Here is a 24,576-nt window from a genome sequence, read left to right as displayed (position 1 = left end):
CCTAGACTCGGTGCGGTTTGCCCCACGCCGGGGCGTCGTCGCCGCAGGACCTGCGGACCACTCTCGGAACTGGAGTCCCTATGTCTCTCATGATCGTGTTCGCCGCGTTCCTCATCCTCATGTGGCTGTTCAGCGGCTTCGCGCGCCGCCAGCAGCAGAAGATGATCGCCGAGCAGGACCGGCGCCGCGAGGAGGCCCTCGTGGCCGGCACCTGGGTGCGCACCACTGGCGGCTTCTACGGCCAGGTCGTCGATATCGACGGCGACGTCGTCGTGCTCGCCACCCAGCTGGGCGACGAGTCCCTGTGGAACAAGAAGTCCATCGTCTGCGCCGAGGAGCCCCCCTTCGCCTCCGTCGGCGACAACGGTGACGCCAGCGACGCCGGTAGCACTGCGGACGCCCCTGCGGAGCAGGGCGCCGCCTCCTCGGAGACCACCGAGTCCTGAACCCGCCTCCGCCCGCCGCCGCCCGCTCCCCAGGGCCCGCCGGGCGCTCTCCCTCACGCCCACGCATCCTGCCGCCCCCGGGCGGCGACCTGATGAAAGGGACCCCGTGCCCACCAAGAAGACCAAGCGTCCCGGCAGCAGGATCCTCCTCCTGCTGCTCATCCTCGCCGTCGGCTTCGGCGCCCTCGCCTTCGGATCGGTGACGAACCGCACCGCCATGACACCGGGCCTCGCCCTCGACCTCGAGGGCGGCACCCAGATCATCCTCACGCCGACGACGACCGACGGCTCGGAGATCACCGACGAGGACGTCAACCAGGCCATCGAGGTCATCCGCCAGCGCGTCGACGCCTCCGGCGTGGCAGAGGCCCAGATCTCCCGCCAGGGCGGGCAGAACATCGTCGTGGCGCTCCCCGGCACGCCGAGCGAGGCGACCCTCGACCTCGTGCGCAAGGCCGCGGTCCTCTACTTCCGCCCCGTCATCCGCATCATCCAGGGCAGCGCCACGCAGATCGCCGAGCAGCAGAACCAGATGGCGGCCCAGCAGAACCAGGCCGCCGCCACCGCCGCGCCCACGGACGCGGCGGCCGACCCGAGCGCCGCATCCACTGACGCCGCGGCTCAGCCGAGCGCCGACCCGAGCGCCGCGGCCACCATCCCGACGACCACCCCCGAGCAGGTGGCCACCCGGGCCGCCGACGCGAACGGCGACGGCACCATCAGCGAGGAGCCGCTCGCCTCCACCAGTGACGACAACTCCTCGGACTCGTGGATCACCGAGAAGATGATCTACGACGCCTACATGCTCGACTGCACCGCGCCGGAGAACCTCACCGGCGAGGCCCAGGATCCGGCCAAGGCTGTCATCTCCTGCGACAAGAAGGGCAACGGCACCGCCTACATCCTCGGCCCGGCGGATATCGCCGGCACCGACATCGACAGCGCCGTCTCCGGCACCGAGACCACTGAGCAGGGCGGCTCCACCAACAACTGGGGCGTGTCCGTCGAGTTCAACTCCACGGGCACCGAGGAGTTCGCCGCCGTCTCCAAGCGCCTCCTCGCCTTCCGCGACGCCGCCAAGACCGCGCAGGCGGCCGGTGGCGCGAACGGCCAGGCGGCCCCGACGACCACCGACTCCCAGAAGGCGCAGTTCGCCATCGTCCTGGACGGCTTGACGATCATGTCCTCGGGCTTCCGCGACTCGGTGACCTCGCCGATCAGCGACGGCCGCGTGCGCATCGACATCGGCCAGGGAAGCGACTCGCGAGCCCAGTCCAACACCCTGGCGAACCAGCTCTCCTTCGGCGCGCTGCCGATCAACTTCACCGTCCAGTCCGAGCAGCAGATCTCCGCGACGCTGGGAACCGAGCAGCTGCGCAACGGCCTCATCGCCGGCCTCGTCGGCTTCCTGCTCATCATCGTCTACCTGGCCTGGCAGTACCGCGGCCTGTCGATCGTCGCCGTGGCCTCCCTCATCATCGCGGCGGTGGGCACCTACCTCGTCATCGCGCTGCTGAGCTGGTTCATGGGCTACCGCCTGTCGCTGGCCGGCGTGGCCGGGCTCATCATCGCCATCGGCATCACGATGGACTCCTTCATCATCTACTTCGAGAGGGTCCGCGACGAGGTCCGCAATGGCAGGACCCTCATCGCCGCCGTCGACGAGGGATGGAGGCACGCGCGCCAGACCATCGTCGTCTCCGACGCCGTCAACCTCGTCGCCTCGGTCGTCCTCTACGTGCTGGCGGTCGGCGGCGTGCAGGGATTCGCCTTCACCCTGGGCGTGACGACCGTCGTGGACCTCGTCATCATCTTCGGCTTCACGCACCCCCTCATGGTGTGGATCCTGCGCTTCCGCTTCTTCGGCGAGGGGCACCGGCTCTCCGGCCTCGACCCCGAGCACCTCGGCGCCCGCTCGCTCGCCGCCTACGGCAAGGCCCGCGACGCGCTCATCGAGGGCGCGGCCGGCTCCCTGGCCCGCCGCAAGGCCCGGGCCCGGCGCGGCGAGGCCGAGGACGCCGACGGCGCCACCACGACGGAGGGGGACGACGCCGTCGACTCCCAGGCCCACGATGGGAAGGACGGTGAGTCGAAGTGAAGAACCTCGCCACCCTCGGCAACGAGCTCTACTCCGGCACGACCTCCATCCCCTTCATCGCCAAGCGCCGCATCTGGTACACGATCGCCGCGATCATCGTCATCAGCTCGGCGGCGCTGCTCGGCACCGTCGGCCTCAACCCGGGCATCGACTTCAAGGGCGGCTCCGAGGTGACCATCACCGGCCTCGCCTCGCCCTCGGAGTCCCCGGCGAACACCGTCCTGTCCGATGAGGGCCGCGCCGCGGGCTCGTCGGTCACCAAGCTCGGCTCCTCCTCGGTGCGCGTCCAGACCACCGCGCTGGACAAGGCCGACCTCGACACCCTGTCGTCCGACCTGGCCAGCGCCTACGGGGTCGACGCCAGCAGCGTCTCCTCGACCACCATCGGCCCGACCTGGTCCTCCGATGTGACGAACAAGGCGATCCGGGGCCTGCTCCTGTTCTTCCTCCTCGTGGGCGGCCTCATCTGGATCTACTTCCGGACGTGGAAGATGGCGGCCGCGGCCCTGCTCGCCCTGGCCCACGACATCATCATCACCGTCGGCATCTACGCCCTCACCGGATTCGAGGTCACCCCGGCCACCATCATCGGAGTGCTCACCATCCTGGGCTACTCCCTCTACGACACGGTGGTCGTCTTCGACAAGATCCGCGAGAACACGGCCTCGTTCACAGCGCAGACCCGCTCCACCTACGCCGAGCTGGCCAACCTCGCGGTCAACCAGACCTTCATCCGCTCGGTCAACACCTCCATCGTCGGCGTGCTCCCCGTGGCCTCGCTGCTCTTCGTCGGCGCCTTCATCCTGGGCGCCGGCACGCTGCGCGATATCGCCCTCACCCTCTTCATCGGCATGATCGCCGGAACGCTGTCCTCGATCTTCCTGGCCACCCCCCTCCTGGTGGACCTGCGCAGCCGGGAGAAGAGTGTGCGCGAGCAGGCCGGGCGCGTCGAGAAGGCCCGCAGGGCCCGCATCGATGCCGCCGGCGACGACGAGGACGCCATCGAGGCGATCCTCGCGGCCCCCAAGGCCTCGCCCCTGACCCCCGGCCACCACCTCGGCCATGCCGCCCAGCCCAAGAGGAGGAAGAAGCGCTCATGAGCGTCCCCCCATCCCTGCCCGCCACGCTCACCCGGCTCGTGGAGGACAACCTCCGGGAGATCCCCGACTTCCCCGAGCCCGGGGTCCTCTTCCGGGACATCACCCCGCTCCTGGCCAACGGCCCGGCATTCGGCGAGCTCATCAACGGTCTCGCCGAGCACTACCGGGGCCGGATCGACGCCGTCGCCGGCCTGGAGTCGCGAGGCTTCATCCTCGCCGCGCCCCTGGCGGTGCGGCTGGGCATCGGGATGCTCACCGTCCGCAAGGGCGGCAAGCTCCCCGGACCCGTCATCGGCGTCGACTACGCCCTGGAGTACGGCACCGCCCGGATGGAGCTGCGCCCCGAGACCGTGCGCGCGGGGGACCGGGTCCTCATCATCGACGACGTCCTGGCCACCGGCGGGACTGCCGCGGCCTCCATCGAGCTCGTCGAGCGCGCCGGGGGCAGCGTGGAGGCGATCTGCATGCTCCTTGAGCTCGCCGACCTGGGCGGGCGAGCCCACCTGGGCGGCCGGGACGTCGACGCCGTCGTCGTGTACTGAGGGCCCCTGAGGCATCGGATGTCCGATGCGCGGGGGACCACGCGGCTATGATGCTGCAATGACCGAGACCAAGGGCGCCACGGAGACTGGGCATGACGCGATCGTGCCCGGATCGCGCGTCCGCAGCCGCCTCGCCTGGTTCGGCTCCCGGGGCCACTCGACGCCTCCCGCGATCGACCCGCTGCTGCGCGCCCTGCGGGCCAACCACCCCAAGGCCGACACCGGCCTCATCGTGCGCGCCTACGAGGTCGCCGAGAAGGCCCACGAGGGCCAGATGCGCAAGTCCGGGGAGCCCTACATCACCCACCCCGTGGCGGTGGCGACCATCCTCGCCGAGCTCGGGATGACGCCCCAGACGCTCGCCGCGGCCCTCCTCCATGACACGGTGGAGGACACCGACTACACCCTCGACAAGCTGCGCGCCGACTTCGGCGATGAGATCGCCCTGCTCGTCGACGGCGTCACCAAGCTCGACAAGCTCCAGTACGGGGAGGCCGCCCAGGCCGAGACCGTGCGCAAGATGATCATCGCGATGTCCCATGACATCCGCGTGCTCCTCATCAAGCTGGGGGACCGCCTCCACAACGCCCGGACCTGGAAGTACGTCCCCGCCGCCAGCGCCGCCCGCAAGGCCAAGGAGACGTTGGAGATCTACGCGCCCCTGGCCCACCGGCTCGGGATGAACACCATCAAATGGGAGCTCGAGGACCGCTCCTTCAAGGCCCTCTACCCCGGTGTCTACGACGAGATCGAGCGGATGGTCGGTGAGCGCGCGCCGGCCCGCGAGGAGTACCTGCGCCAGGTCCGCCTGCAGATCGAGGAGGACCTGCGGGTCAACAAGATCAAGGGGACCGTCACCGGCCGGCCGAAGCACTTCTACTCGATCTACCAGAAGATGATCGTGCGGGGGAAGGACTTCGACGACATCTACGACCTCGTGGCCGTTCGCGTCATCGTCGACTCGGTGCGGGACTGCTACGCCGTCCTCGGCGCCCTCCACTCGCGATGGACCCCGATGAGCGGGCGCTTCAAGGACTACATCGCCGTCCCCAAGTTCAACCTCTACCAGTCGCTGCACACCACGGTGCTCGGCCCCGGGGGCAAGCCCGTCGAGATCCAGATCCGTACCGCGGAGATGCACCGCATGGCGGAGTACGGCGTCGCCGCCCACTGGAAGTACAAGGAGGACCCCAACGCCTCCGGCCCCGCCCCCGGCGGCACCGGCGTCGATGACGGCGGGGAGATGGGCTGGCTGCGCCAGCTCGTCGACTGGCAGAAGGAGACCCAGGACCCCGCCGAGTTCCTCGACTCCCTGCGCTTCGAGATGGCCGGCTCCCAGGTCTACGTCTTCACCCCCAAGGGGGACGTCCTGTCCCTGCCCAGCGGCTCCACGGCGGTCGACTTCGCCTACGCCGTCCACACCGAGGTCGGCCACCGCACCGTCGGGGCCCGGGTCAACGGGCGCCTCGTGCCCCTGGACACCCGCCTGGACAACGGCGACACCGTCGAGGTCTTCACCTCCAAGGCGCAGGGCGCCGGCCCGTCGCGGGACTGGCTCAGTTTCGTGGGCTCCACGCGGGCCCGCAACAAGATCCGCGCCTGGTTCTCCAAGGAGCGCCGCGAGGAGGCCATCGAGGAGGGCAAGACCGCGATCGCGCGGGCCATGCGCAAGAAGGACCTCCCGATCCAGCGGCTCATGAGCCACGACTCCCTCACGGACGTCGCCAAGAGCCTCGACAAGGTCGATATCGATGGCCTCTACGCGGCCGTGGGCGAGGGGCATATCTCCGCCCAGCACGTCGTGGACACGCTTGTGACCGCCATGGGCGGTGAGGCGGGCACCGAGGAGACCCTTTCCGAGGGAGTCCTTCCCACTCGCGCTCAGCCCTCCTCCAGCCACCGCCGCGGCGGGGACTCCGGGGTCATCGTCGAGGGCATGGACGCCGACGACGTCTACGTCAAGCTCGCCCGCTGCTGCACTCCCATGCCGGGCGATCCGATCGTCGGCTTCATCACCCGGGGCTCGGGTCTGTCCGTGCACCGGGCGGACTGCCTCAACGTCGCCCAGCTGCAGAACCAGCCCGAGCGGATGCTTCCCGTCTCCTGGGCCGAGCACGCGCACTCGGTCTACCTCGTCCAGCTGGAGGTCGAAGCGCTCGACCGCGGCGGCCTCCTGGCCGACGTCACCCGCGTCCTGGCGGACAACCACGTCAACATGATCTCGGCGACCATCTCCACCTCCCGGGACCGCGTGGTCACGGGCCGATTCGTCGTCGAGCTCGCCGCGGCGAGCCACCTCGACCACACGCTCGCCTCCCTGCGCAAGATCGACGGCGTCTACGAGGCGCGCCGCACCACCTCAGGCGCCCGGAACCACACCGCCTGAACCGCGATACGCGGCCAGTGGGACGACCACCCGCTGGCGCAGCAGGCTCGCGCGCTCGGGGAACGCCCGCTCCACGGCCAGGATGATCCGCTGGGCCCGGGGGCGCCCGCGCGCCGCCCCGCCGCGGCAGTGCCCCAGCGCGAGGAGCAGCCCGCGGCGGGTCGCCCCGGCGTCGTAGGCGGTCAGGATGGCCTCGACCGCCAGAGCCGGTGGCGCGGTCCTGGCCACGTCGACGGCGGCCCGCTCCAGAGTGGAGCACTCCACCCCGGCCAGGACCACCCGGTCCTCGGAGGGAAGCGACATCCGGTGGGAGTCGAGGCCCCGCCATGTGGAGGGCCGCTCCAGGCCGGCGACGGACAGTACCTCGGGCGGCCTGCGCCCCGTGTGGACCCAGAGGGCGCTGGGCCCGCAGACGAGGTGCCCCCGCGGCACATGGGGCCCCAGGGCGCGGGCGCGCAGCGCGGGGGAGGTGAGCAGGTCGGTCGGGTAGTGCTCGCCGAGGAGCGGGGTGAGGAGTTCGTCGTCGAGCCCGTGGCAGCGCAGCACGCGCATGTCCTGCTCCGGGAGGGCGCCGAGCGCCGGCTCGATGGGGCGGGGGCGCAGCCATGCGAGCGCTGCTCGGGCGGGGACGCGGGGGTGTCTGGCCATAGGACCATGCTGGGCCGGGCGCGGGCGCCGCGGAAGGGGGCCCGGTGGATCTGTGGATAACCCGGGCGGTGGACGGCGCCAGAAGCCGTCTGCGCCATCGGTGGCACCCGGCGGGGACGGGTGATGCCCGGCACCAGTGGTGGTGCCGGGCATCAACCGGTGATGAGGCGTGGCGCGCGGATCAGGCCTGGGCGGAACGCAGGACCTGGTCGAGCCAGGCGCGGCGGGCGGTGAGCGCCGCCTCGGCCTCGGCGACCTTCTTGGCGTTGCCCGCGGCCTGGGCGGCGGCGAGCTCCTTCTCGAGCTCGGCGATGGAGTCCTGGAGCTGGCCGGCCAGGCCCTCGGCGCGGGCCTTGGTCTCCGGGTCGGTCCGGCGCCACTCGGCGTTCTCCGCCTCGCGGATCGCGTCCTCGACCGCGCGCATGCGGCCCTCGATCCGGCGCACTGCCGAGCGCGGCACGCGGCCCGCCTCCTCCCAGGCGTCCTGGATGGGGCGCAGGGCCTTCTTGGCGGCCTTGACGTCCTTGATCGGCAGGAGCGCCTCGGCCTTGGTCACGAGGGACTCCTTGACCTTGAGGTTCTCGGCGAACTCGGCGTCGACGGCCTCGTCCTTCGCCTTGCGGGCGTCGAAGAAGACCTGCTGGGCGGCGCGGAAGCGGGCCCACAGGGCGTCGTCCTCCTTGCGCGAGGCGCGCCCTGCCTTCTTCCACTCGTCCATGAGGCCGCGGTACTTGGCGGAGGTGCCCGCCCAGTCGGTGGAGCCCGAGAGCTCCTCGGCCCGCTTGATGAGGGCCTCCTTGGCGGCCTTGACCTGCGACTGCTTGGCGTCGAGCTCGGAGAAGAACTGGCGGCGGTGCCGGTCGAAGGCGGTGCGGGCGTGGCTGAAGCGCTTCCACAGGGCGTCCTCAGTGGGGCGGTCGAGGCGCGGCCCGCGGCGCTGGGCCTCCTTCCACTTCTCCAGCAGAGCGCGCAGCTCGGCGCCAGAGTTCTTCCACTGGGTGCGCGCCGGGTCCTGCGCGCTGATCTCCTCGGCGCGCTCGACGATGGCGGTGCGGTCCTTGAGGGCCTGCTCCTTGGCGGCGGCGCGCTCGGCGGCCACCGCCTCGCGGCGCTCCGTGGCGACCCCGCGCAGGGCGGAGAAGCGGGCGCGCAGCCCCTCGAGGTCGCCGACGGCGGCCGGCTCGACGAGCGAGGCCTCGATCGAGGAGATCGTCGTGTCGATGTCGTGGACGGAGAGCTGGGGCAGGCGCGTGGCGAAGAGGTCGATCGTGGCCTTGAGGTCGAGGTAGCGGCGCACGTAGAAGGCCATGGCCTCGGCGATCGGGGCGTCCGGGAACTGGCCGACCTCGCGCTCGACGCCGCCGTCCTGGACGTAGACCTTGCCCTCGCCGTCGACGCGGCCCCACTTGGCGGCGTCCATGGCCTCCTCGGGGTCGATCGGCGCCTCGTTCGCCATGGTGGGCGAGGGCTGGTCGGCCGGGGTGGGGGTGGCGTCCTGCGCGCCGTCGGCGGCGCTGGCGGGCTCGGCGCCCGAGGCGGGGGCCGTCTCCTCGGCGGCAGGCTCGGCGGTTTCCTGGGCGGCGGGCTGCTCGGCGGCCTCCTCAGGCGCTGCCTCCTCGGCGGGAACCGCCTCCGTGGGGGTCTCCTGCTCAGCGGCGGGCTCGGTGGGCTCTGCGGCCTGAGTGGCCTCCGCCGCCTTGGCCGCCTTAGCCGGCTCCGCGGGGGTGGTCTCGGTGGTGGCGGAGGCGGGCTCCGACTCTGACGTGGCGGTGGGCTCCAGCTCGGTGGCGGGCTGCGTCTGCTCAGTCACGTTGTGCTCCTTCGTGGTTGACGGGGCGAGGGAGGATCCTGATCCCTGTTCCGTTCGCGCCCGGCCTGGCCGGCCGGGTGGTGGTGCGCTGGTCCGGGAGGCACCAGCGCACCGAGCCTACCCGCAAGCCCCTTGAACTCCGAGCCCTTGCCGGGATCGATACGCCTCCCGGCCCCACTCAGTAGGCTGGTGGCGACGGCATCCGTTGAGCGCCCGCACCGGGCAGCCGAGAAGGCCACGACCGAAGGAGCGCATATGGCATCCCAGGACCGCCCTCTGCACGATCCCTACGACGACGATATCGAGGCCGAGATCCGCGCCCGCCGTCTCGAGCTGGGACTGAGCGTGGCCGAGGCCGCCAGCCGCTCGGGAGTCTCCGAGCAGACGTGGCGCAACTACGAGGCGGGTCGGACAACGGTGCGGGGCGACAAGCAGCCCGGCGTCTGGGACACCCTGGAATGGGAGATCCCCGAGTTCCCCGCCGGATACGGCCCCGACTTCCTCCGCCTCCTGCCCGGTCTGCTCGCGCAGGGGGACTTGGGGGACATGGGATTCGCCGACGACGGCGGCGGCGACGCGGGGCAGGACGACCTTCCGGCCTGGGATGAGATCCCCGAGGCCCTTGCCAGCCGGTACAGCCCGCTCGTATCCCGATTCCTGGGGGAGCCCGCCGCCCGCTGCCTCGCGCTCGGCTCCGACCTGCTCGTCGGGGCGCTGGGCGAGAACCTCGACGAGCTGTCCGCGATGCCCCGGGGCGCGCATGTGGGCGAGCTGTCCGACTCCGCCGTCATCGACTGCCTCCCACGGCTGTGGCTGACCCGCTACGACTACGAGTTCATCTTCCAGCTGCGCTCCCTGTGCGAGGTCCTCACGGCCCGCCTCGTGCTCGGGGACATCGGCCCAGGCGTCCCCCTCGCCCGCACCTGTGCCGAGACACTGGCGGTGCAGGCGATGCTCCAGATCGGCTGCATGGTGGCCGACGGCGAGGGGCCGGTGGCGATCAGCCCCGAGCAGTGCGGCGAGTGGGTCCGCGCCCTGTGCGACGGCGAGCTCGCCACGGCGCTGGTCCTCGCCCCAATCGCCTGCGGGAGGGAGGAGTTCGAGCACTTCGAGAACTGGTTCGTCCCGCTGCCCGAGCCCTTCGTCCCGGCGTGGCCCGACGCGGATGATCTGCCGCGCCCGGGCTCGCCGTCGTGACGGTGGCGCAGGCGCGCCGTCGGGACCTGACTCCAACGCGGGGAGGCCGTCGCCGGCGGGGGCTGGCGCATAATTGCGCAACTGAGTAAAATCAGTTGCGCAGCCATGGGAGCCACTGGGGAGAAGGAGGAGCCCGATGACCCTCACCGTCGCGGATGTCTACGCCGAGCAGGGCCTCGACTACGACGAAGAGGCCTACGCCCGCCAGCTCCAGGCCATGCTGCGCCGCTCGCCGCGCGGGATGGCCGTGGACCAGGCCATGGTCGCCGACCTCATGGAGCACGGCGGCCTGGCAGAGCCCGGCCGCCTGCGGTCCTGGACGGGCAAGGACGCCGCGCGGCTGGCCACCGGGCACGCCGAGATGGTCATCAACCGGTCCCTCGAGCTCACCCTGTCGGCGGCGCAGACCGCGCAGGAGCTCGGCATCAGCCCCTCCAGGCTCTCCCACCGCGCCGCCTCCACGCCACTGGCCTCCACGATGATCGGCGGGCGCAAGCGCTACTGGCGCTGGCAGTTCGCCTCCGGCCGGGCCCTGCCCCGCCTGGGCGAGATCACCCCCCGGATCCCCGGGGACCTGGCGGGGATCGACGTCGCCACGATCATGACCTCGCCGGACGAGTCGCTGGGGGGCCGCAGCCCCGTGGACCACCTCCTCCTCGGGGGAGGCGCCGAGCCCGTTGTCGCCCTGCTCGACGCCGCCGCCCGCGCCGCCTGACACCTGGCCCGCGCCGCTGACCATGCCCCTCGACGCGCCGAAGAACCCCAGCCGCCCAGAGCTCCCGCTCTCGATCGGGCCGGAGGACATCCACCACCACCCCGGTCCACTCTGGCGGATCCACCGCACGGCGGGGGAGTACCCGTCCGCCTGGAACGCCTTCCGGACCTACGGGCCGCTGCCCACCATGCGCTGGGACCCGCACCCCGGGCCCGTCGGCGAGCACCCCGGCAGCGGGGTCCTCTACACGGCAACCGACCTGCGCACGGCGGTGGCCGAGGTCTTCCAGACCCAGCGCCGGATCGACCCCATGGGCGCCGGGATCTCCGCGACCACCTTCGTACCCACCCGCCCACTGCGCCTCCTCGCCCTGCTCGCCGAGGACTCGCCGTGGCTCCTGCGCCACGGCGCCAGCCACTCCCTCATGGCGGCGCCCCGGGACACCTGCCGCGCCTGGGCGCGGGAGATCGCCCGGGCCGAGCCCAGCGACGGCCAAGGGCCGGTGGACGGGCTGTGGACGGAGTCGACGATGACGGGACGGCCCATGGTCGTGCTCTTCGAGAGGGCCGCCACCGTCCTGCCCGAGGCGCCACGGGCCAGCGCCCTCCTCGCCGCCCCCCTCATGATGGCGGCGCTGGCCGACATCTCCGCCTCGCTGGGCTGGGAGTTCGCCTGGCCCACGCCCTAAGTGGCCGGGGCAACGGGCTGCCTATGCTCGCGTGAGCCGCCGCCTCAGCGCTCTGACTGGCCGAGCGTGGCCACGCAGCGCAGCCAGCCGCGACGGGGGTGGATGTCGATCCTGACCTCGTCGAAACCGGCGCCCTCGGCCACGCGGGTGAGCTCGTCGCCGTCCGGCACCCGCATGCCGAGCCGGTCGGACCAGGAACCAGCGGCGCGGGCGTCGGCGAACCCGTTGATGATGAGCAGGCGCCCTCCTGGGCGCAGGACGCGGCGCGCCTCACCCAGCCCCGCCGCGAGGTCCGGCCAGAAGTACACGGTCTCCGAGGCTGTGACGACATCGAAGAACGCGTCGGGGAAGGGCAGCGCCTCCGCGCCCGCCTCGAGCACCCGCAGGCGGCCGGAGGCGACGGCGGCGCGGTTGAGCCGGCGGGTCGCCTCGATCGCTGCGGGCGCGTGGTCGACAGCGCCGACCTCCGCCCGGGTCAGGCGCAGGAGTCTGCGCACGAGTGCCCCTCCACCGCAGCCGATGTCGAGGACGCGGTCGCTCGCGCCGACTTCCGCGGCGCGCAGGCCCCAGGCATACACCTGGCGATGGCCGAGGTTCATCGAGCGCAGGAGGAGACGGCCAGCCAGCGTCCGCGTGGGGCGCTCGAAGACGGAGGGGGAGCGGGGCGTGTCGTTGCTCATGGCCTCATCGTCGTCGATGGCGTTGGACCTTGTCAGAGGTGTCAGCAAACAGTTCCTCCTGGCCGCACAGCCCGGGGCGCACCCGGCGTGAGCCGTCGCACGGCGCTCTCGTTGCCGCAGCGCGCCGCCCGCGTGCCACGATGCCCTCCGTGCGCGACTCCCGCCTTGGCCTCCTCGTCAACCCCGACCCCGCCGACGAGCCCCGGCCCCTCCCCGTCCCTCCCGCCGGGCCCATCTGGTACCCGGCCGTCATGGGGACGGGCATCCTGGCCAACACCCTCCACCAGTGCGCCGAGCGCCTGCCCGGCGCCGCCGCGCTCGCCGTCGTCGTCCTCCTCATCTCCTGGGCGCTGCTCATCGGGCTCACCGCCGGCTACGGCCTGCGCCTGGCGCGCGACCCCGGCCTGCTCGGACGCGACCTCCACTCGCCCTTCTGGGGGCCCGTCGCCATGGGCGCCATGAGCGCCGGCTCCGCGGCCGCCACGATCGTGCCCGCGCATCTGCCGGGTCTGAGCGCTGCGGCCTGGGCGGTCGACGGCGTCCTGTGGGTCCTGGCCACCGCCATCGGCCTCGCCGCGGAATGGCTCCACCTCCTGCGCCGCCGCCGCGGCACAGAGCCGGAGCCGAGCTTCGTCTCCTGCCTCGCCGTGCTCGCCCCCATGGTCTCCTCGACCGTCGGCGCCGGCGTCGCCGCCCACTGCCCGCACATCCTGGGCGGAATCGTCCTGGCGATCTCCGCCTTCTCCTGGATCGCCTCCCTCGTCCTCGGCTGGGCCATCTTCATCCCGGCCTACCGCTCCACCCTGCGCCGCGCGCCCCTTCCCCTCGCCGCCTCCGCCTCCGCGATCATCCCGCTCGGCATCGTCGGCCAGTCGGTCGCGGGCGCCGTCGCCATCGCCGCCCAGAGCCGCGCCTGGCTGGGCGACGGCGCGGCCAAAGTCCTCGACGCCGCCGCCAACGGATGGGGCTGGGCGATGCTCGTCCTCGGCGCGCCCATGATCGCCTGGGGCCTGCTCGTCTACGCGCGCGGCCTCGCCCGCAGCATGCCGTTCACCCCGGGCTGGTTCGGAGCCACCTTCCCCATCGGCACTCTCGCGCTCGGGGGCATTCTGCTCGGCGGCTCGACCGGCGTCGCCGCCGTCACCTGGATGGGGACCGCCGCCTGCGTCGTCCTGACGGCGACGGTGAGTATCGGCCTGGCCGGGGCGGCAACGGCACTCCTGCGCGAGCCAGCCTGAGCGGGGGAGAGGCGCGGTGCGCGGGGTCCCGCCGGGTGCCTCCTGCACTGACAGGTGCCTCCAGCACCGTGGGGTGCGGTGAGAACGCACCCCACGGTGCTGCGCGCACCCGTCGGTGTTGCTCGCATCCCTCGGTGCTGCGCGCACCTGTCGGTGCGAATGGCACCCCGCGCGCTCGACCACGTCCGCGCTAGCCTGGACCCATGATCCTTGAGCGCACGATCGCACCCGTCTTCGCCGCCAACTGCTACGTGCTCGCCCCCGCGCCCGGGGGACCGGCACTCGTCGTCGACCCCGGGGCCGGCTCCGTGCGCGGCGCCATGGCGCTGCTGCGCTCCAACAAGCTGAGCCTCGGCGCGATCCTCCTCACCCACGGGCACGCCGACCACGTCTGGGACACCGCCGCCCTCATCGAGGCCGCCCGCGCCGAGGACATGCTCGCCATCACCGACCCGCTCGCCCCCGAGGCCTCCGTCCCCGTCTACGTCCCCCAGCCCGACCTCTACCGCCTCGACGACCCCGACGCCGCCACCGCCATCAGCGCCAACGGCATGGGCTTCGCCGACATGGCCGGCACCCCCTGGCGGCGCCCCGCCGACGTCCGCGCCTTCCCCGCCGAGGGATTCGGCGCCGCCTTCGAGATCATCCCCGGCCTCGGCCTCCAGGCCATCCCCGCCCCCGGCCACACCGAGGGCTCCACTCTCTTCTTCTTCAACGCCCCCCTGGCCGACAACTACCTCCTCACCGAGGCCGAGGTCCTCGACGACGACCCCAGCCACGCCGATGAGGAGCACGACTACCTCATGGCCCTGGCGGGCGACGTCATCTTCAAGGGCTCCGTGGGGCGCACCGACCTGCCCGGCGGCGACCAGGTCCAGATGTGGGCCACCCTGCGCCTCCTGGCCAGTGCCGTTTCCCCGCAGACCGTCCTGCTGCCCGGGCACGGGGCCGTCACCACCATGGAGCACGAGCACCACGGCAACCCCTACCTCGCCGAGGCCAAGATCCGTGGTGGGGATCGCAACGCCTGATACGCCCTCCATCTGGCGAGCGCGCCGTGACACAATGCCCGCCATGGCATCGAGCGTTCAGGCGCGTCAGGCGCAATCATCCCTGTCCGGATTCCCCGAGTGGCTGCCCGCGGGCCGCATCGTCGAGCAGTCCTTCCTGGACGTCCTGCGCACCACCTTCGAGCTGCACGGCTTCTCCGGCATCGAGACCCGCGCCGTCGAGCCCCTGGCCGAGCTCGCCCGCAAGGGGGAGACCTCCAAGGAGGTCTACCTCCTCAGCCGCCTCCAGGCCGACCCCGCCGACTCCGAGGAGGCCGACCCCGCCAAGCGCCTCGCCCTCCACTTCGACCTCACCGTCCCCTTCGCCCGCTACGTCCTCGACAACGCCGGCACCCTCACTTTCCCCTTCAAGCGCTACCAGATCCAGAAGGTCTGGCGCGGCGAGCGCCCCCAGGACGGCCGCTTCCGCGAGTTCATCCAGGCCGATATCGACATCGTCGGCGACGGCGCCCTCCCGCTGCACAACGACGTCGAGATCCCGCTCATCATGCACGAGGCCCTCGCCGCCCTGCCCATCCCGCCAGTGACCATCCACGTGTCCAACCGGAAGGTCGCCCAGGGCTTCTACCAGTCCATCGGCGTGGGCGACGACGAGCTCATCGAGGTCCTGCGCATCGTCGACAAGCTCGACAAGATCGGCCGCGACGCCGTGGCCGCAGAGCTCACCAGCGCCGCGGGCCTCACCGCGGACCAGGCCGAGCGCGCCCTCGACCTCGCCACCATCACCGGCACCAGCCCCAGGGCCATCGACGCCGCCGTGCGCACCGCCCTGGGCGAGGCCGCCCCCTCCGAGATGCTCCTCGAGGGCCTGGCCGAGCTCGGGGGCCTCCTCGACACCGCCAACCTGCGGCGCCCCGGCGCGATCATCGCCGACCTCAAGATCGCCCGCGGCCTCGACTACTACACCGGCACCGTCTACGAGTCCTTCATGGCCGGCCACGAGGACCTCGGCTCGGTGTGCTCCGGCGGGCGCTACGACTCCCTCGCCTCCAACGGCAAGCGCACCTTCCCGGGCGTGGGCATCTCGATCGGCGTGTCCCGCCTCCTCGCCCGCGTCATCAGCGCTGGTCTCATCGAGGTCTCCCGCGCCGTGCCCACCGCCGTCCTCGTGGCAGTCACCGACGAGGCCCACCGCGCCGACTCCGACGCCATCGCCGACGCCCTGCGTAAGCGGGGGATCGCTGCCGACGTCGCGCCCAACGCCGCGAAGTTCGGCAAGCAGATCCGCTTCGCGGACAAGCGCGGCATCCCCTTCGTCTGGTTCCCCGGCGCCCCCGGGGAGGGCGACTCCGTCAAGGACATCCGCTCCGGTGAGCAGGTGCCCGCCGACGCCGCCACCTGGGAGTGCCCCGAGGAGGACCTCGCCCCCCGCCTCGTGGCCCCCGGGGCCGAGGCCTGAGCGCGGAGATGGCCCCGACTCCCACGCCGTCCACCGGCCCGGCCGCCCCCAGCGGCCCAGGAGCCCCTGGCGCGCCCGGCGCCACCGGCGTCGGTGCCGCCACGGCCGCCCTGGAAGGCCTGGAGGCGCGACTGGGCGCCATCGACCTGCCCTACGCGCTGCCCGGCGCCGAGCAGGCCGCCAAGCGCGCCGCCCTCGTAGCCGACCAGCTCGGCGACTACATCCTTCCCCGCCTGGCCAGCATCGACGCCCCGCTCCTCGCGGTCGTCGGAGGATCGACCGGGGCGGGCAAGTCCACGCTCGTGTCCTCCCTCATCCGCCGGCGCGTCGCCACCGCCTCCGCCATCCGCCCCACCACGCGGCGCCCCCTGCTCCTCCACGCCCCCGACGACGAGCCCTGGTTCGCCTCCGACCGCGTCCTGGGCTCCCTGGCCCGCGTGCGCGTGGCCGAGGACGCCCCGGCCAGTGCGCCGCTTCCCCCCGACGCCGAGAACCCCGCGGCCTGGAGGGAGCTGGAGGTCCGCTCCTGCCGCGAGCTACCCCCGGGGCTCGCCCTCCTGGACGCCCCCGACGTCGACTCCGTCGTCGATGAGAACCGCGAGCTCGCCGCCACGCTCCTCGCCTCCGCGGACCTCTGGGTCTTCGTCACCACCGCGGCCCGCTACGCCGACGCCGTCCCCTGGCAGCACCTGCGCGCGGCGGCCGAGCGGGACATCGTCGTCGCCGTCGTCCTCGACCGGGTCCCCGACGGCGCCGCCCCCGATGTCGAGGCGGACCTGCGCCGCCGCCTCGCCTCCGCCGGGCTCGCCGACGCCCCCGTCATCACCATCCCCGAGACGCCCCTGGACGCCGAGGGACTCCTTCCCGTCCCCCTCATCGCCCCGCTGCGGGACTGGCTCACCGCCCTGGCCGCCGACGCCGAGGCCCGCCGCGACGTCGCCCGCCGCACCCTCACCGGGGCGCTCGGCAGCGCCCTGGAGCGGATCGACCTGCTGGCCGCCGACCTCGACGCCCAGGCCCAGGAGCGCGACGAGCTCGCCGAGGCCGCCGAGGCCGCCCACACCGAGGCCGCGCGGAGGATCAGCGCCGCCTGTGGCGACGGGTCCATGCTGCGCGGCGAGGTCCTGGCCCGCTGGCAGGAGTACGTCGGCACCTCCGGGCTGCTCAAGGGCCTGGAGAGCCAGGTCGGGCGCCTCCGCGATCGGCTCGGCGCCGCCCTGCGCGGACGGCCCGCCCCGGCCCAGCGGGTCGAGGACGCCATCGAGTCCTCCCTGGCGACCCTCATCGTCGCCGAGGTCCAGCGCGCCTCCATCGCGACCGAGCGGGCCTGGCAGCGCGCCGCCACCGCGGCCGGCGCCCTCGATGCCGCCCGCGCGATCCTCCCCGACCAGGAGGCCCTCACCGAGCGGGCCACCGCCCTCGTCCACGACTGGCAGGGCGAGCTGCTCGGCCTCGTGCGGGCCGAGGGAGCCGACAAGCGCCTCACCGCCCGCCTCATCTCGCTGGGAGTCAACGGGGTCGGCGTCGCCCTCATGATCGTCGTCTTCGCCCACACCGGGGGCCTGACCGGGGGAGAGGTCGGCATCGCCGGGGGCACCGCCCTCGTCGCCCAGAGGCTCCTCGAGGCCGTCTTCGGCGACCAGGCCATGCGCTCCATGGCCGAGCGGGCGCGCACGGACCTCACCACCCGGGTCCAGGCGCTCGTCGACGAGCAATCCGCGCTCCTCGCCTCCGTCCTTCGCCAGCCCTCGCCCACGGGCGCCGAGTTGCGCCAGGCCGCGCGCGCCGCCGCCACCGCGCTGGAAGCCACCGGCGCCGCGGGCAAGGAGCGCTCATGAGCCGGGCAGTGACCGGGCGCCACGGCAGCGCCGCGCGCGAGACCCCCGCCGCCCAGGGCCTCGCGGAGGACCTCAGGGCGCTGGGCCGGATCGTCGAGCTCGGCCAGTCCCTCGGATTGGGGACGGAGCTCGACGAGGCCCAGGAGATCCTCACGCGGGCGGGCGCGCGGACCTCGCTCGCCCCGGGCCGCACCGTCATCGCCCTGGCCGGCGCGACCGGCTCGGGCAAGTCCTCGCTTCTCAATGCGCTCGCCGGTGCGCCCATCGCCCGCACCGCCGTCACCCGGCCCACCACCACGCGCCCCCTCGCCCTCCTCCCGGGCGGCCAGGCCGGCGGGGCGCCCGACGGCGAGGCAGCGGCGCTCCTGGACTGGCTCGGTGTCGACGAGCGGGTCGTCGCGCCAGGCGGCGGCGTTCCCACGGACGCGATCATCCTCGACCTGCCCGACGTCGATTCTGACGCCCCCGAGCACAGGCTCATCGCCGAGCGCATGGCCGCGCAGGTCGACGCCCTCGTGTGGGTCCTCGATCCCGAGAAGTACGCCGACGCCGTCGTCCACAAGGACTTCATCGTGCCCATGGCCGCGCACGCCGAGGTCACGCTCGTCGTCCTCAACCAGGCCGACCGGCTCGACGCCGCCTCGCGCGAGCAGGTTCTCGCCGACCTGCGCCGTCTCTTGGCCCGCGAGGGAGTGGGCGGCGCCGATCCACTCCTGGCCTCCGCCCGCACCGGCGAGGGGATCGATGCCCTGCGCGGCGCCCTGGAGCGCATCGCCCAGGCGCGCACCGCGTCGGCTCTCCGGCTGCGCGCCGACGCGCGCCGCGCCGCCAGCAGGCTGCGCGAGCGCGTCGGCGGGGGCAGCGCCGGGGCCCCGATCGACGGGCAGCGCCTCGCCGAGGCGGCCTTCCGCGCCTCGGGCGCCGAGGTCGTCGCCAGCGCCGTCCGAGAGGCCACGATCCACCGCGGGGCCCTGAGGGCCGGATGGCCGCCCGTGCGGTGGGTCCGCCGCTTCCGCTCCGACCCGCTCGCCGCGCTCCACCTGCGGGGCGCCCCGGCCTCCCGCGCTTCCGGGGCGGGGGAGGACCCGATGCTCGTCGACGCCGTCGCGCGCACCTCCCTGCCCGAGCCGAGCCCGGTGGCGGCGGGGGTCCTGCGCACCGAGGCGCACCGTCTCGCCGGGGCCGCGTCCGACCACCTGCCGGCTGCGGCCCAGGACGCCATGCTCCAGCGCATGGACGAGCGCGCGGGCGCGCTCAGCCGCGAGCTCGACGCCGCCATCGCCCGCGCCGACCTGGGGATACGCGCCCCGCGCTGGTGGTCGGCCGCCTCCACCATCCAGTGGCTCGCCCTCGTCATCGCCATCGCCGGGGGAGTCTGGCTGGCGGCGATCTGGGGCATGCGCGACCTTCTGCTCATCACCGTCGACCCGCCCCGCTGGGGCCTCGTCCCCTGGCCGGTCATCCTCCTCGCGTCAGGCCTGGCGCTCGGCGCCCTGCTCGGGATCATCGGCGTGGCCGCCGTGCGCGCGGGTGCCAGCCAGCGCGCGGCGCGGGCCAGGAGGAGGCTGCGCCAGGCGACGGACGCCGTCGTCGCCTCACGGCTCATCGAGCCCCTGCGCGCCGAGCGCGAGCGCTGGGACGAGCTGGGCGCGATGGCCGCGAGCCTCGCCCAGCGCTAGCCGCCACGGTTCGGACGGGCGCAGACGCGCTCTGACGGACGTTGTTGACGGGCGCGCTCCTCCCCGTGGCCCGCAAGACGTGGATCGCCCCCGGCCGGTTGTCCCGGCCGGGAGCGATCACGCGTCATCACTCAGCGCAGGGGCTCTCAGGAGTCGTCGCGCCGCGAGCCCCAGGAGCCGCGGTTGTCCCGGTTGCCGCGGTAGCCGCCGCCGCGGTTCCCGCCGAAGCGGTTGCCGCCGCGGTCATCGCGCCCCGAGTGGTAGCCGCGCTCGTCCCCGCGCCCGCCCCGGAAGCCCGAGTCGCGCCCGCCCCGGAAGCCCGAGTCGCGCCCTCCGCGGTCGCCCCGGTCCTCCCAGCGGCGCCCGCCACGATCGTCCCGGTACCCGCCGCGGCGGTCCTCGAAGCGCCCGCCGCGGTAGCCGCTGTCGCGGTCCCCGCGATCCTCCCAACGGCGTCCACCGCGACCGCCACGGTCTCCATGGTCACCGCGGTCGCCCCGGTCCTCCCAGCGGCGCCCGCCGCGGTCACCGCGGAAGCCGCGATCGTCCCGGTCACCGCGCCGGCCGCGGTCGTTCGGACCGGACCAGCCGTGGCCCGGGCCCTCGTCGGGGCGGATGCGCAGCTCGCGGCCGGAGAAGGTCGCGTGCCGCATGGCCTCAAGCTGGTCCTCGCTCAGCGGGGTGTGGATGGTGACGAGGGAGAAGGACTGCAGGATGTCGATCTTGCCGATGTCCGAGCCGGAGATCCCGCCCTCGTTGGCCAGGGCGCCCACGATCGCGCCGGGCATGACCCGGTCGCGGTGGCCCACCTCGACCCGGTAGACGGTGCCCGGGCCCTCGTGCTCCCGGCGGCCGCCGCGCGCGGCGCCCGGCTTGCCCTCGGGGCGCTCACGACGGCCCTTGTCACGGCCGCCCTCGAAGCTGGCAGAGACGAAGGCGCCCTCGTCGTCGACGCTCACCTCGCGGCGCTCACGGCCCCGGCGGGGGCGGTCGTCGTCCTGGCGGCGCTGCGGGCCCTCATCGCCCACGGCGAGGGCGAGCAGCGTGGCGGCGAGCTCCTCGGCGTCGATCTCGAGATCGGCGGCGGCGTCGGTGATGAGCGGGGTGTACATGCCCAGGCGACCGCGCTCGTGACGGGCCGCGGCCTTGGCCAGCAGCTTGCGGGCGCGGTGCGCGGAGACATCGGCGGGAGAGGGAAGGGTGATCTCCTCCAGGCGCGTGCCGGTGAGGCGCTCGATCTGGCGGAGCTTGCTCTTCTCCTTGGGGGTGAGGAAGGTGACGGCCTCGCCGTGGCGGCCGGCGCGGCCGGTGCGCCCGATGCGGTGGACGTAGGCCTCGGCCTCACGGGGGACGTCGAAGTTGACGACGAGCCCGATGCGGTCGACGTCCAGGCCGCGGGCAGCGACGTCGGTGGCCACGAGGACGTCGAGGGTGCCGGCGCGCAGGCGCTCGACGAGCCGCTCGCGCTCGCGCTGGGGCACGTCGCCGGAGATCGCGGCGGCCTGGATGCCCCGGCCGGCCAGCTCGATGGCGACGTCCTCGGCCGTGGACTTGGTGCGCACGAAGACGATGGCGGCCTCGGCCTCGGTGACGGCCAGGACGCGGGAGACCGCGCCGATCTTGTGGCGGAAGGGGACCACCGCGTAGGTCTGGTGGACGGTGTCGACCGTGGAGGACTGGCGGGATACCTCGATGCGCGCGGGGTCGACGAGGTGCTCGGCGGCCACCCGCTCGATGGCGGGCGGCATGGTCGCGGAGAAGAGGGCGGTGCGGCGCTCGGAGGGAAGGGAGGCGGCGATGGTCTCCACGTCCTCGGCGAAGCCCATGCGCAGCATCTCGTCGGCCTCGTCCAGGACGAAGTACTTCACCGCGTCAAGGACGAGCGCGCCCTTGTCGATGAGGTCGATGATGCGGCCGGGCGTGCCGACGACGACCTGCGCGCCGGACTTGAGCGCGCCGATCTGGGGGCCGTAGGGGGCGCCGCCGTAGACGGCGACGACGTCGAGGCCGCGCGACCGGGACGCCATGTCCGTGATCGCGTCGGCGGACTGGAGGGCGAGCTCGCGGGTGGGGGCGAGGACGAGGGCCTGCACCTGGCCATCGCGGGCGTCGACGGCGTCGAGGAGGGGCAGGCCGAAGGCGGCGGTCTTGCCGGTGCCGGTCTGGGCCACGCCGACGACGTCGCGCCCGTCCAGGAGGACCGGGATGGCCTCGCGCTGGATGGGGGTGGGGACCTCGTAGCCCATGTCGGTGACGGCCTTGAGCAGGTCGGCGGGCAGGCCGAGGTCGGAGAAGGCCGGCTCGGCGGGAGCGCCCCCGCCCGCGGGCGAGGCGCCGTCGTGCTCGTCGTCGTCATCGTCCGAGGGCTCGAACGGGGCGTGGCCGTCGACCTCCTCCTCGTCGATGTCGGCGCCGTCATCGGCCTGATTGGCCTCCTCGGGGGCGTCGTCCTCGGGGTCGGACTCGGGCAGGGCGCGGTCGACGTCGTCCTCCTCGTCCTCGTGCTCGACGTCCTCGGGGTCCTCGGGGGTGTCGGAGGAGGCCGGGGTGTCGAAGGAGGGCGCGGAGGCGGACGAGCCGGCGGAGACGGCCGAGCCGCTGGCACTGGCCCTGGCCGCGGCGGGGGAGGCGATGCCCTCCTCGGAGGCGCTGAAGAGGGCGTCGAGGCTGAGCGGCCCGTGCTCGTCGGAGGCGGACGGGTTCTGAGTGGTCATTGAGTTCTTCCCAGGTTCTGGCCGTGAGGCCTTCGCGGAGTGTGGGGGAGTGCCGATCGGCCTCCGCTCTTGCCGCACCTGGCCCACCACACTCGCCCGCCAGCGCTCGCCGCGCGGATGGCACGGATGCGCTGGGGGCTTGACGCACAGACTCACGGGATCACTCATCCGCGCTGATCGCCACGCGCTGCCAGCCGTGGATAGCGCAAAGGCCATCTGTGCCGGGCCCCGGGACAGCCGGGAAGCGTGGGGATAGGCGCGCGAGTCCCGAACGGGGTTCTCAGGACGCGGATCGCTCCTGGGCACAGCCTAGATGAGGCAGAAGAACGCCTGAGACTCGCCGCAATAGGTCACAAGTGATATAGGTCTCAGAGCGGTGCTGTCGATCCGATCGCGCCAAGCCTCACCAGCGACTATCTGCGGAGCGCCTGGCCGGAGAAGTGCCTGGCCGATGACGATTCGCTGACGATTCGTCCTCGTTTGGGACTCGATCTGCCGCAGGATCATGCGCCTGGTACGGCGCGGACGATAGTATGTGGCCGTATCCACATGACCGCAGCCCCGAGCGGTCTTGACGTTCCCGGGCCCGTCGGAGACGGCGGTCCCGCCTAAGACAGGAAGCGCACCCGCCGAGATGTCCCGATCCCTGTGCCGTCCGGGCCTTGAGCCCCCCCGCGCCGCGATGGTCCTACCCGCGGCGCTGGGCATCGTCCTCACCGCGGGCCTTGGCCTCGGCTCCATCGCCGTGCCCCCCACCGCCGGTGCCGATGAGCTCAACCCGAGTACAACTCAGACCAGCGAGGCGGTCCCTGCCGCCCCGAATGAGGCTGAGGCTTCTCACCCCCAGGCCGACCGCGTCATCGACAAGATCGTCGGGGGGTCCGAGCGGGGCGATGAGAAGGGGCTCCCCGGAGTCTCTGACGCCCCCGGAGCCGACGCGGCCGCCGACGACGCCTCCGACGCTCAGCGCCGCGATGGGGATGTGGCCGATCGGCGTGTGGAGGAGAAGCCCGAGCCCGCCCAGCCGGAGGCGCCTGCCTCCGCCGCCCCCGCGGTGACGCAGGAGGCTCCCACCCCCGCGGTGACGGAGGAGCCCGCGCTCTCCGGCGCGACCACTGCGCCCGAGCCGCCCGCCGCGCAGCCCTCGGCCTCGCCCGAGGCCCCCGCTGCCACTCCCACGCCGGTAGAGCCCAGCGCGTCGCCGATCGTTCCCGTGCCCACTGCGGCTCCTTCGGCCGATCCGAGCCCGGTTCCCACTCCGAGCGCCACAGCCTCGGCCGCGCCATCCGCGCCTGCGACTCCGACCGCCTCCCCGTCCGGCACCGCTCCGACGGCCACCGCCTCGGCCTCGCCCACTGCCTCTCCGTCCGCCACGCCCACGGCCTCCCCGTCGGCCACGGCTGGGGGCCCCGAGGCCTCGCCCACTGCCTCTCCGTCCGCCACGGCCGGTAGCCCCGAGGCCTCGCCGTCGGCGGCCCCGAGCGCGTCCCCCTCCGCCTCGGCCACCGCGCCGACGAGCGCTGCCGCCGCCCCGACGTCCAGCCCGAGCGAGACGACGTCGCCCGCGCCGATCACCGGTCGTCCCCAGGTCGAGCTCGCCGGCAAGGACACGTCGCCCAGCACAACGGCGATGACCTTCAAGAGCGCGAACTGGACGGATGCCAAGGGCAATGCCCTCAACGGCACCGTTGAGATGACCCTGACCCTCTACCGCATCGGCGGTGGGGATGAGCGCAAGGCGACGATCCCGGTCAAGATGGAGAACGGCTCGTTCTCCACCATGGTCGACGCCGAGTCGCTCTTCGGCCTCACGACGACGGAGCTCGCCGGCAGCGGCAAGCTGTACATCCTGAGGGTCTCCTCGCCCGACGGCGGCGAGGCCAAGACCAGCTTCTTCACCTTCGTCGCGGGGACAAAGCCCACCCCGGCCCCGACGACCGAGCCGACCACGCCCGCGCCCACGACGAAGCCGAGCACCGAACCGACCACGCCCGCGCCGTCGACCAAGCCGAGCGCCGAGCCGACGAGCAAGCCGACCACGCCCGCGCCGTCGACCAAGCCGAGCGCCGAGCCGACCACGCCCGCGCCGTCGACCAAGCCGAGCGCCAAGCCGACGAGCAAGCCGACCACGCCCTCTCCGAGTGCCGACCCCAGCCCGGCACCCACGACCCAGCCGGCTCCCCAGCCCGCGCCCCCGGCCCCGGCTCCGAGCGCCGACCCCAACCCGGCGCCAACCACCCAGCCGGCTCCCCAGCCCGCGCCCCCGGCCCCGGCTCCGAGCGCCGACCCCAACCCGGCGCCAACCACCCAGCCGGCTCCCCAGCCCGC

Annotated in this window: 17 protein-coding genes and 1 pseudogene; 14 read left to right on the top strand and 4 right to left on the bottom strand. The window is 73.3% G+C overall.

Going from position 1 to position 24,576, the window contains the following annotated elements; all coding sequences use genetic code 11:
* Positions 1-80: 80 nt before the first annotated feature.
* From A1QA_RS0109630 to A1QA_RS0109610, 5 genes are all read left to right on the top strand, one after another.
* Entirely contained in the window at positions 81-446 is a 366-nt protein-coding gene (locus A1QA_RS0109630) for a preprotein translocase subunit YajC (protein WP_017178700.1), read from the top strand.
* 106 nt (positions 447-552) lie between these two features.
* Positions 553-2,544: a protein translocase subunit SecD gene (gene secD, locus A1QA_RS0109625; protein ID WP_017178699.1), complete on the top strand. Its 1,992-nt coding sequence runs from the start codon at positions 553-555 to the stop codon at positions 2,542-2,544.
* Positions 2,541-3,644 (top strand): protein translocase subunit SecF, encoded by a 1,104-nt coding sequence (gene secF / locus A1QA_RS0109620; protein WP_017178698.1) that lies wholly within the window; start codon positions 2,541-2,543, stop codon positions 3,642-3,644. The genes secD and secF overlap by 4 nt, the downstream gene beginning before the upstream one ends.
* On the top strand, positions 3,641-4,186 hold the full coding sequence (locus tag A1QA_RS0109615) for an adenine phosphoribosyltransferase (protein WP_017178697.1): 546 nt from the start codon (positions 3,641-3,643) through the stop codon (positions 4,184-4,186). Before secF ends, A1QA_RS0109615 begins: the two co-directional genes overlap by 4 nt.
* 58 nt (positions 4,187-4,244) lie before the next feature.
* A complete protein-coding gene (locus A1QA_RS0109610) occupies positions 4,245-6,572 on the top strand; it encodes a RelA/SpoT family protein (protein ID WP_017178696.1) in 2,328 nt (775 codons plus the stop codon).
* On the opposite strand, the gene A1QA_RS14255 is transcribed toward A1QA_RS0109610, so the two are convergent.
* On the bottom strand, positions 6,546-7,220 hold the full coding sequence (locus A1QA_RS14255; protein ID WP_017178695.1) for a hypothetical protein: 675 nt from the start codon (positions 7,218-7,220) through the stop codon (positions 6,546-6,548). The two genes, A1QA_RS0109610 and A1QA_RS14255, sit on opposite strands and share 27 nt — an antisense overlap.
* 181 nt (positions 7,221-7,401) lie before the next feature.
* A complete protein-coding gene (locus A1QA_RS0109600) occupies positions 7,402-9,030 on the bottom strand; it encodes a DUF349 domain-containing protein (RefSeq protein ID WP_017178694.1) in 1,629 nt (542 codons plus the stop codon).
* Between the two features lie 255 nt (positions 9,031-9,285).
* Between A1QA_RS0109600 and A1QA_RS14250 the strand changes: the two genes are divergently transcribed.
* From A1QA_RS14250 to A1QA_RS14245, 3 genes are all read left to right on the top strand, one after another.
* Entirely contained in the window at positions 9,286-10,227 is a 942-nt protein-coding gene (locus A1QA_RS14250; RefSeq protein ID WP_017178693.1) for a helix-turn-helix domain-containing protein, read from the top strand.
* 136 nt (positions 10,228-10,363) lie between these two features.
* Positions 10,364-10,942, top strand: coding sequence for a hypothetical protein (locus A1QA_RS0109590; protein ID WP_017178692.1), 579 nt, complete (start codon positions 10,364-10,366; stop codon positions 10,940-10,942).
* A gap of 22 nt (positions 10,943-10,964) precedes the next feature.
* Positions 10,965-11,630: an RES family NAD+ phosphorylase gene (locus tag A1QA_RS14245; RefSeq protein ID WP_043508537.1), complete on the top strand. Its 666-nt coding sequence runs from the start codon at positions 10,965-10,967 to the stop codon at positions 11,628-11,630.
* Between the two features lie 44 nt (positions 11,631-11,674).
* Here A1QA_RS14245 and A1QA_RS0109580 read toward each other — a convergent pair whose 3' ends face one another.
* The gene (locus A1QA_RS0109580; RefSeq protein WP_051000627.1) at positions 11,675-12,310 is read right to left on the bottom strand and encodes a class I SAM-dependent methyltransferase; all 636 of its coding nucleotides are present in this window, start codon (positions 12,308-12,310) and stop codon (positions 11,675-11,677) included.
* A gap of 149 nt (positions 12,311-12,459) precedes the next feature.
* On the opposite strand from A1QA_RS0109580, the gene A1QA_RS0109575 reads away from it, so the two are divergent.
* The 5 genes from A1QA_RS0109575 to A1QA_RS14240 all read left to right on the top strand — a co-directional run bounded on the left by A1QA_RS0109575 (position 12,460) and on the right by A1QA_RS14240 (position 19,534).
* Positions 12,460-13,548 (top strand): SLAC1 family transporter, encoded by a 1,089-nt coding sequence (locus A1QA_RS0109575; protein WP_017178689.1) that lies wholly within the window; start codon positions 12,460-12,462, stop codon positions 13,546-13,548.
* A gap of 203 nt (positions 13,549-13,751) precedes the next feature.
* Positions 13,752-14,579: an MBL fold metallo-hydrolase gene (locus A1QA_RS0109570; RefSeq protein WP_017178688.1), complete on the top strand. Its 828-nt coding sequence runs from the start codon at positions 13,752-13,754 to the stop codon at positions 14,577-14,579.
* Between the two features lie 34 nt (positions 14,580-14,613).
* The gene (hisS, locus tag A1QA_RS0109565; RefSeq protein WP_017178687.1) at positions 14,614-16,017 is read left to right on the top strand and encodes a histidine--tRNA ligase; all 1,404 of its coding nucleotides are present in this window, start codon (positions 14,614-14,616) and stop codon (positions 16,015-16,017) included.
* Between the two features lie 8 nt (positions 16,018-16,025).
* The gene (locus tag A1QA_RS0109560) at positions 16,026-17,855 is read left to right on the top strand and encodes a dynamin family protein (protein WP_017178686.1); all 1,830 of its coding nucleotides are present in this window, start codon (positions 16,026-16,028) and stop codon (positions 17,853-17,855) included.
* Entirely contained in the window at positions 17,852-19,534 is a 1,683-nt protein-coding gene (locus A1QA_RS14240) for a GTPase (RefSeq protein WP_082181197.1), read from the top strand. The genes A1QA_RS0109560 and A1QA_RS14240 overlap by 4 nt, the downstream gene beginning before the upstream one ends.
* 146 nt (positions 19,535-19,680) lie before the next feature.
* Here A1QA_RS14240 and A1QA_RS0109550 read toward each other — a convergent pair whose 3' ends face one another.
* The gene (locus A1QA_RS0109550; protein WP_017178684.1) at positions 19,681-22,248 is read right to left on the bottom strand and encodes a DEAD/DEAH box helicase; all 2,568 of its coding nucleotides are present in this window, start codon (positions 22,246-22,248) and stop codon (positions 19,681-19,683) included.
* Between the two features lie 634 nt (positions 22,249-22,882).
* Here A1QA_RS0109550 and A1QA_RS16205 point away from each other — a divergent pair.
* A pseudogene (locus tag A1QA_RS16205) lies at positions 22,883-24,576 on the top strand (hypothetical protein); the annotation flags it as partial.

Origin of the sequence: Actinomyces timonensis DSM 23838 (genome assembly GCF_000295095.1) — a bacterium.
Classification (GTDB): Bacteria; Actinomycetota; Actinomycetes; order Actinomycetales; family Actinomycetaceae; genus Actinomyces; species Actinomyces timonensis.
The sequence above is the reverse complement of the archived record's forward strand: the minus strand, read 5'-3'. Positions and strand labels throughout refer to the sequence as shown.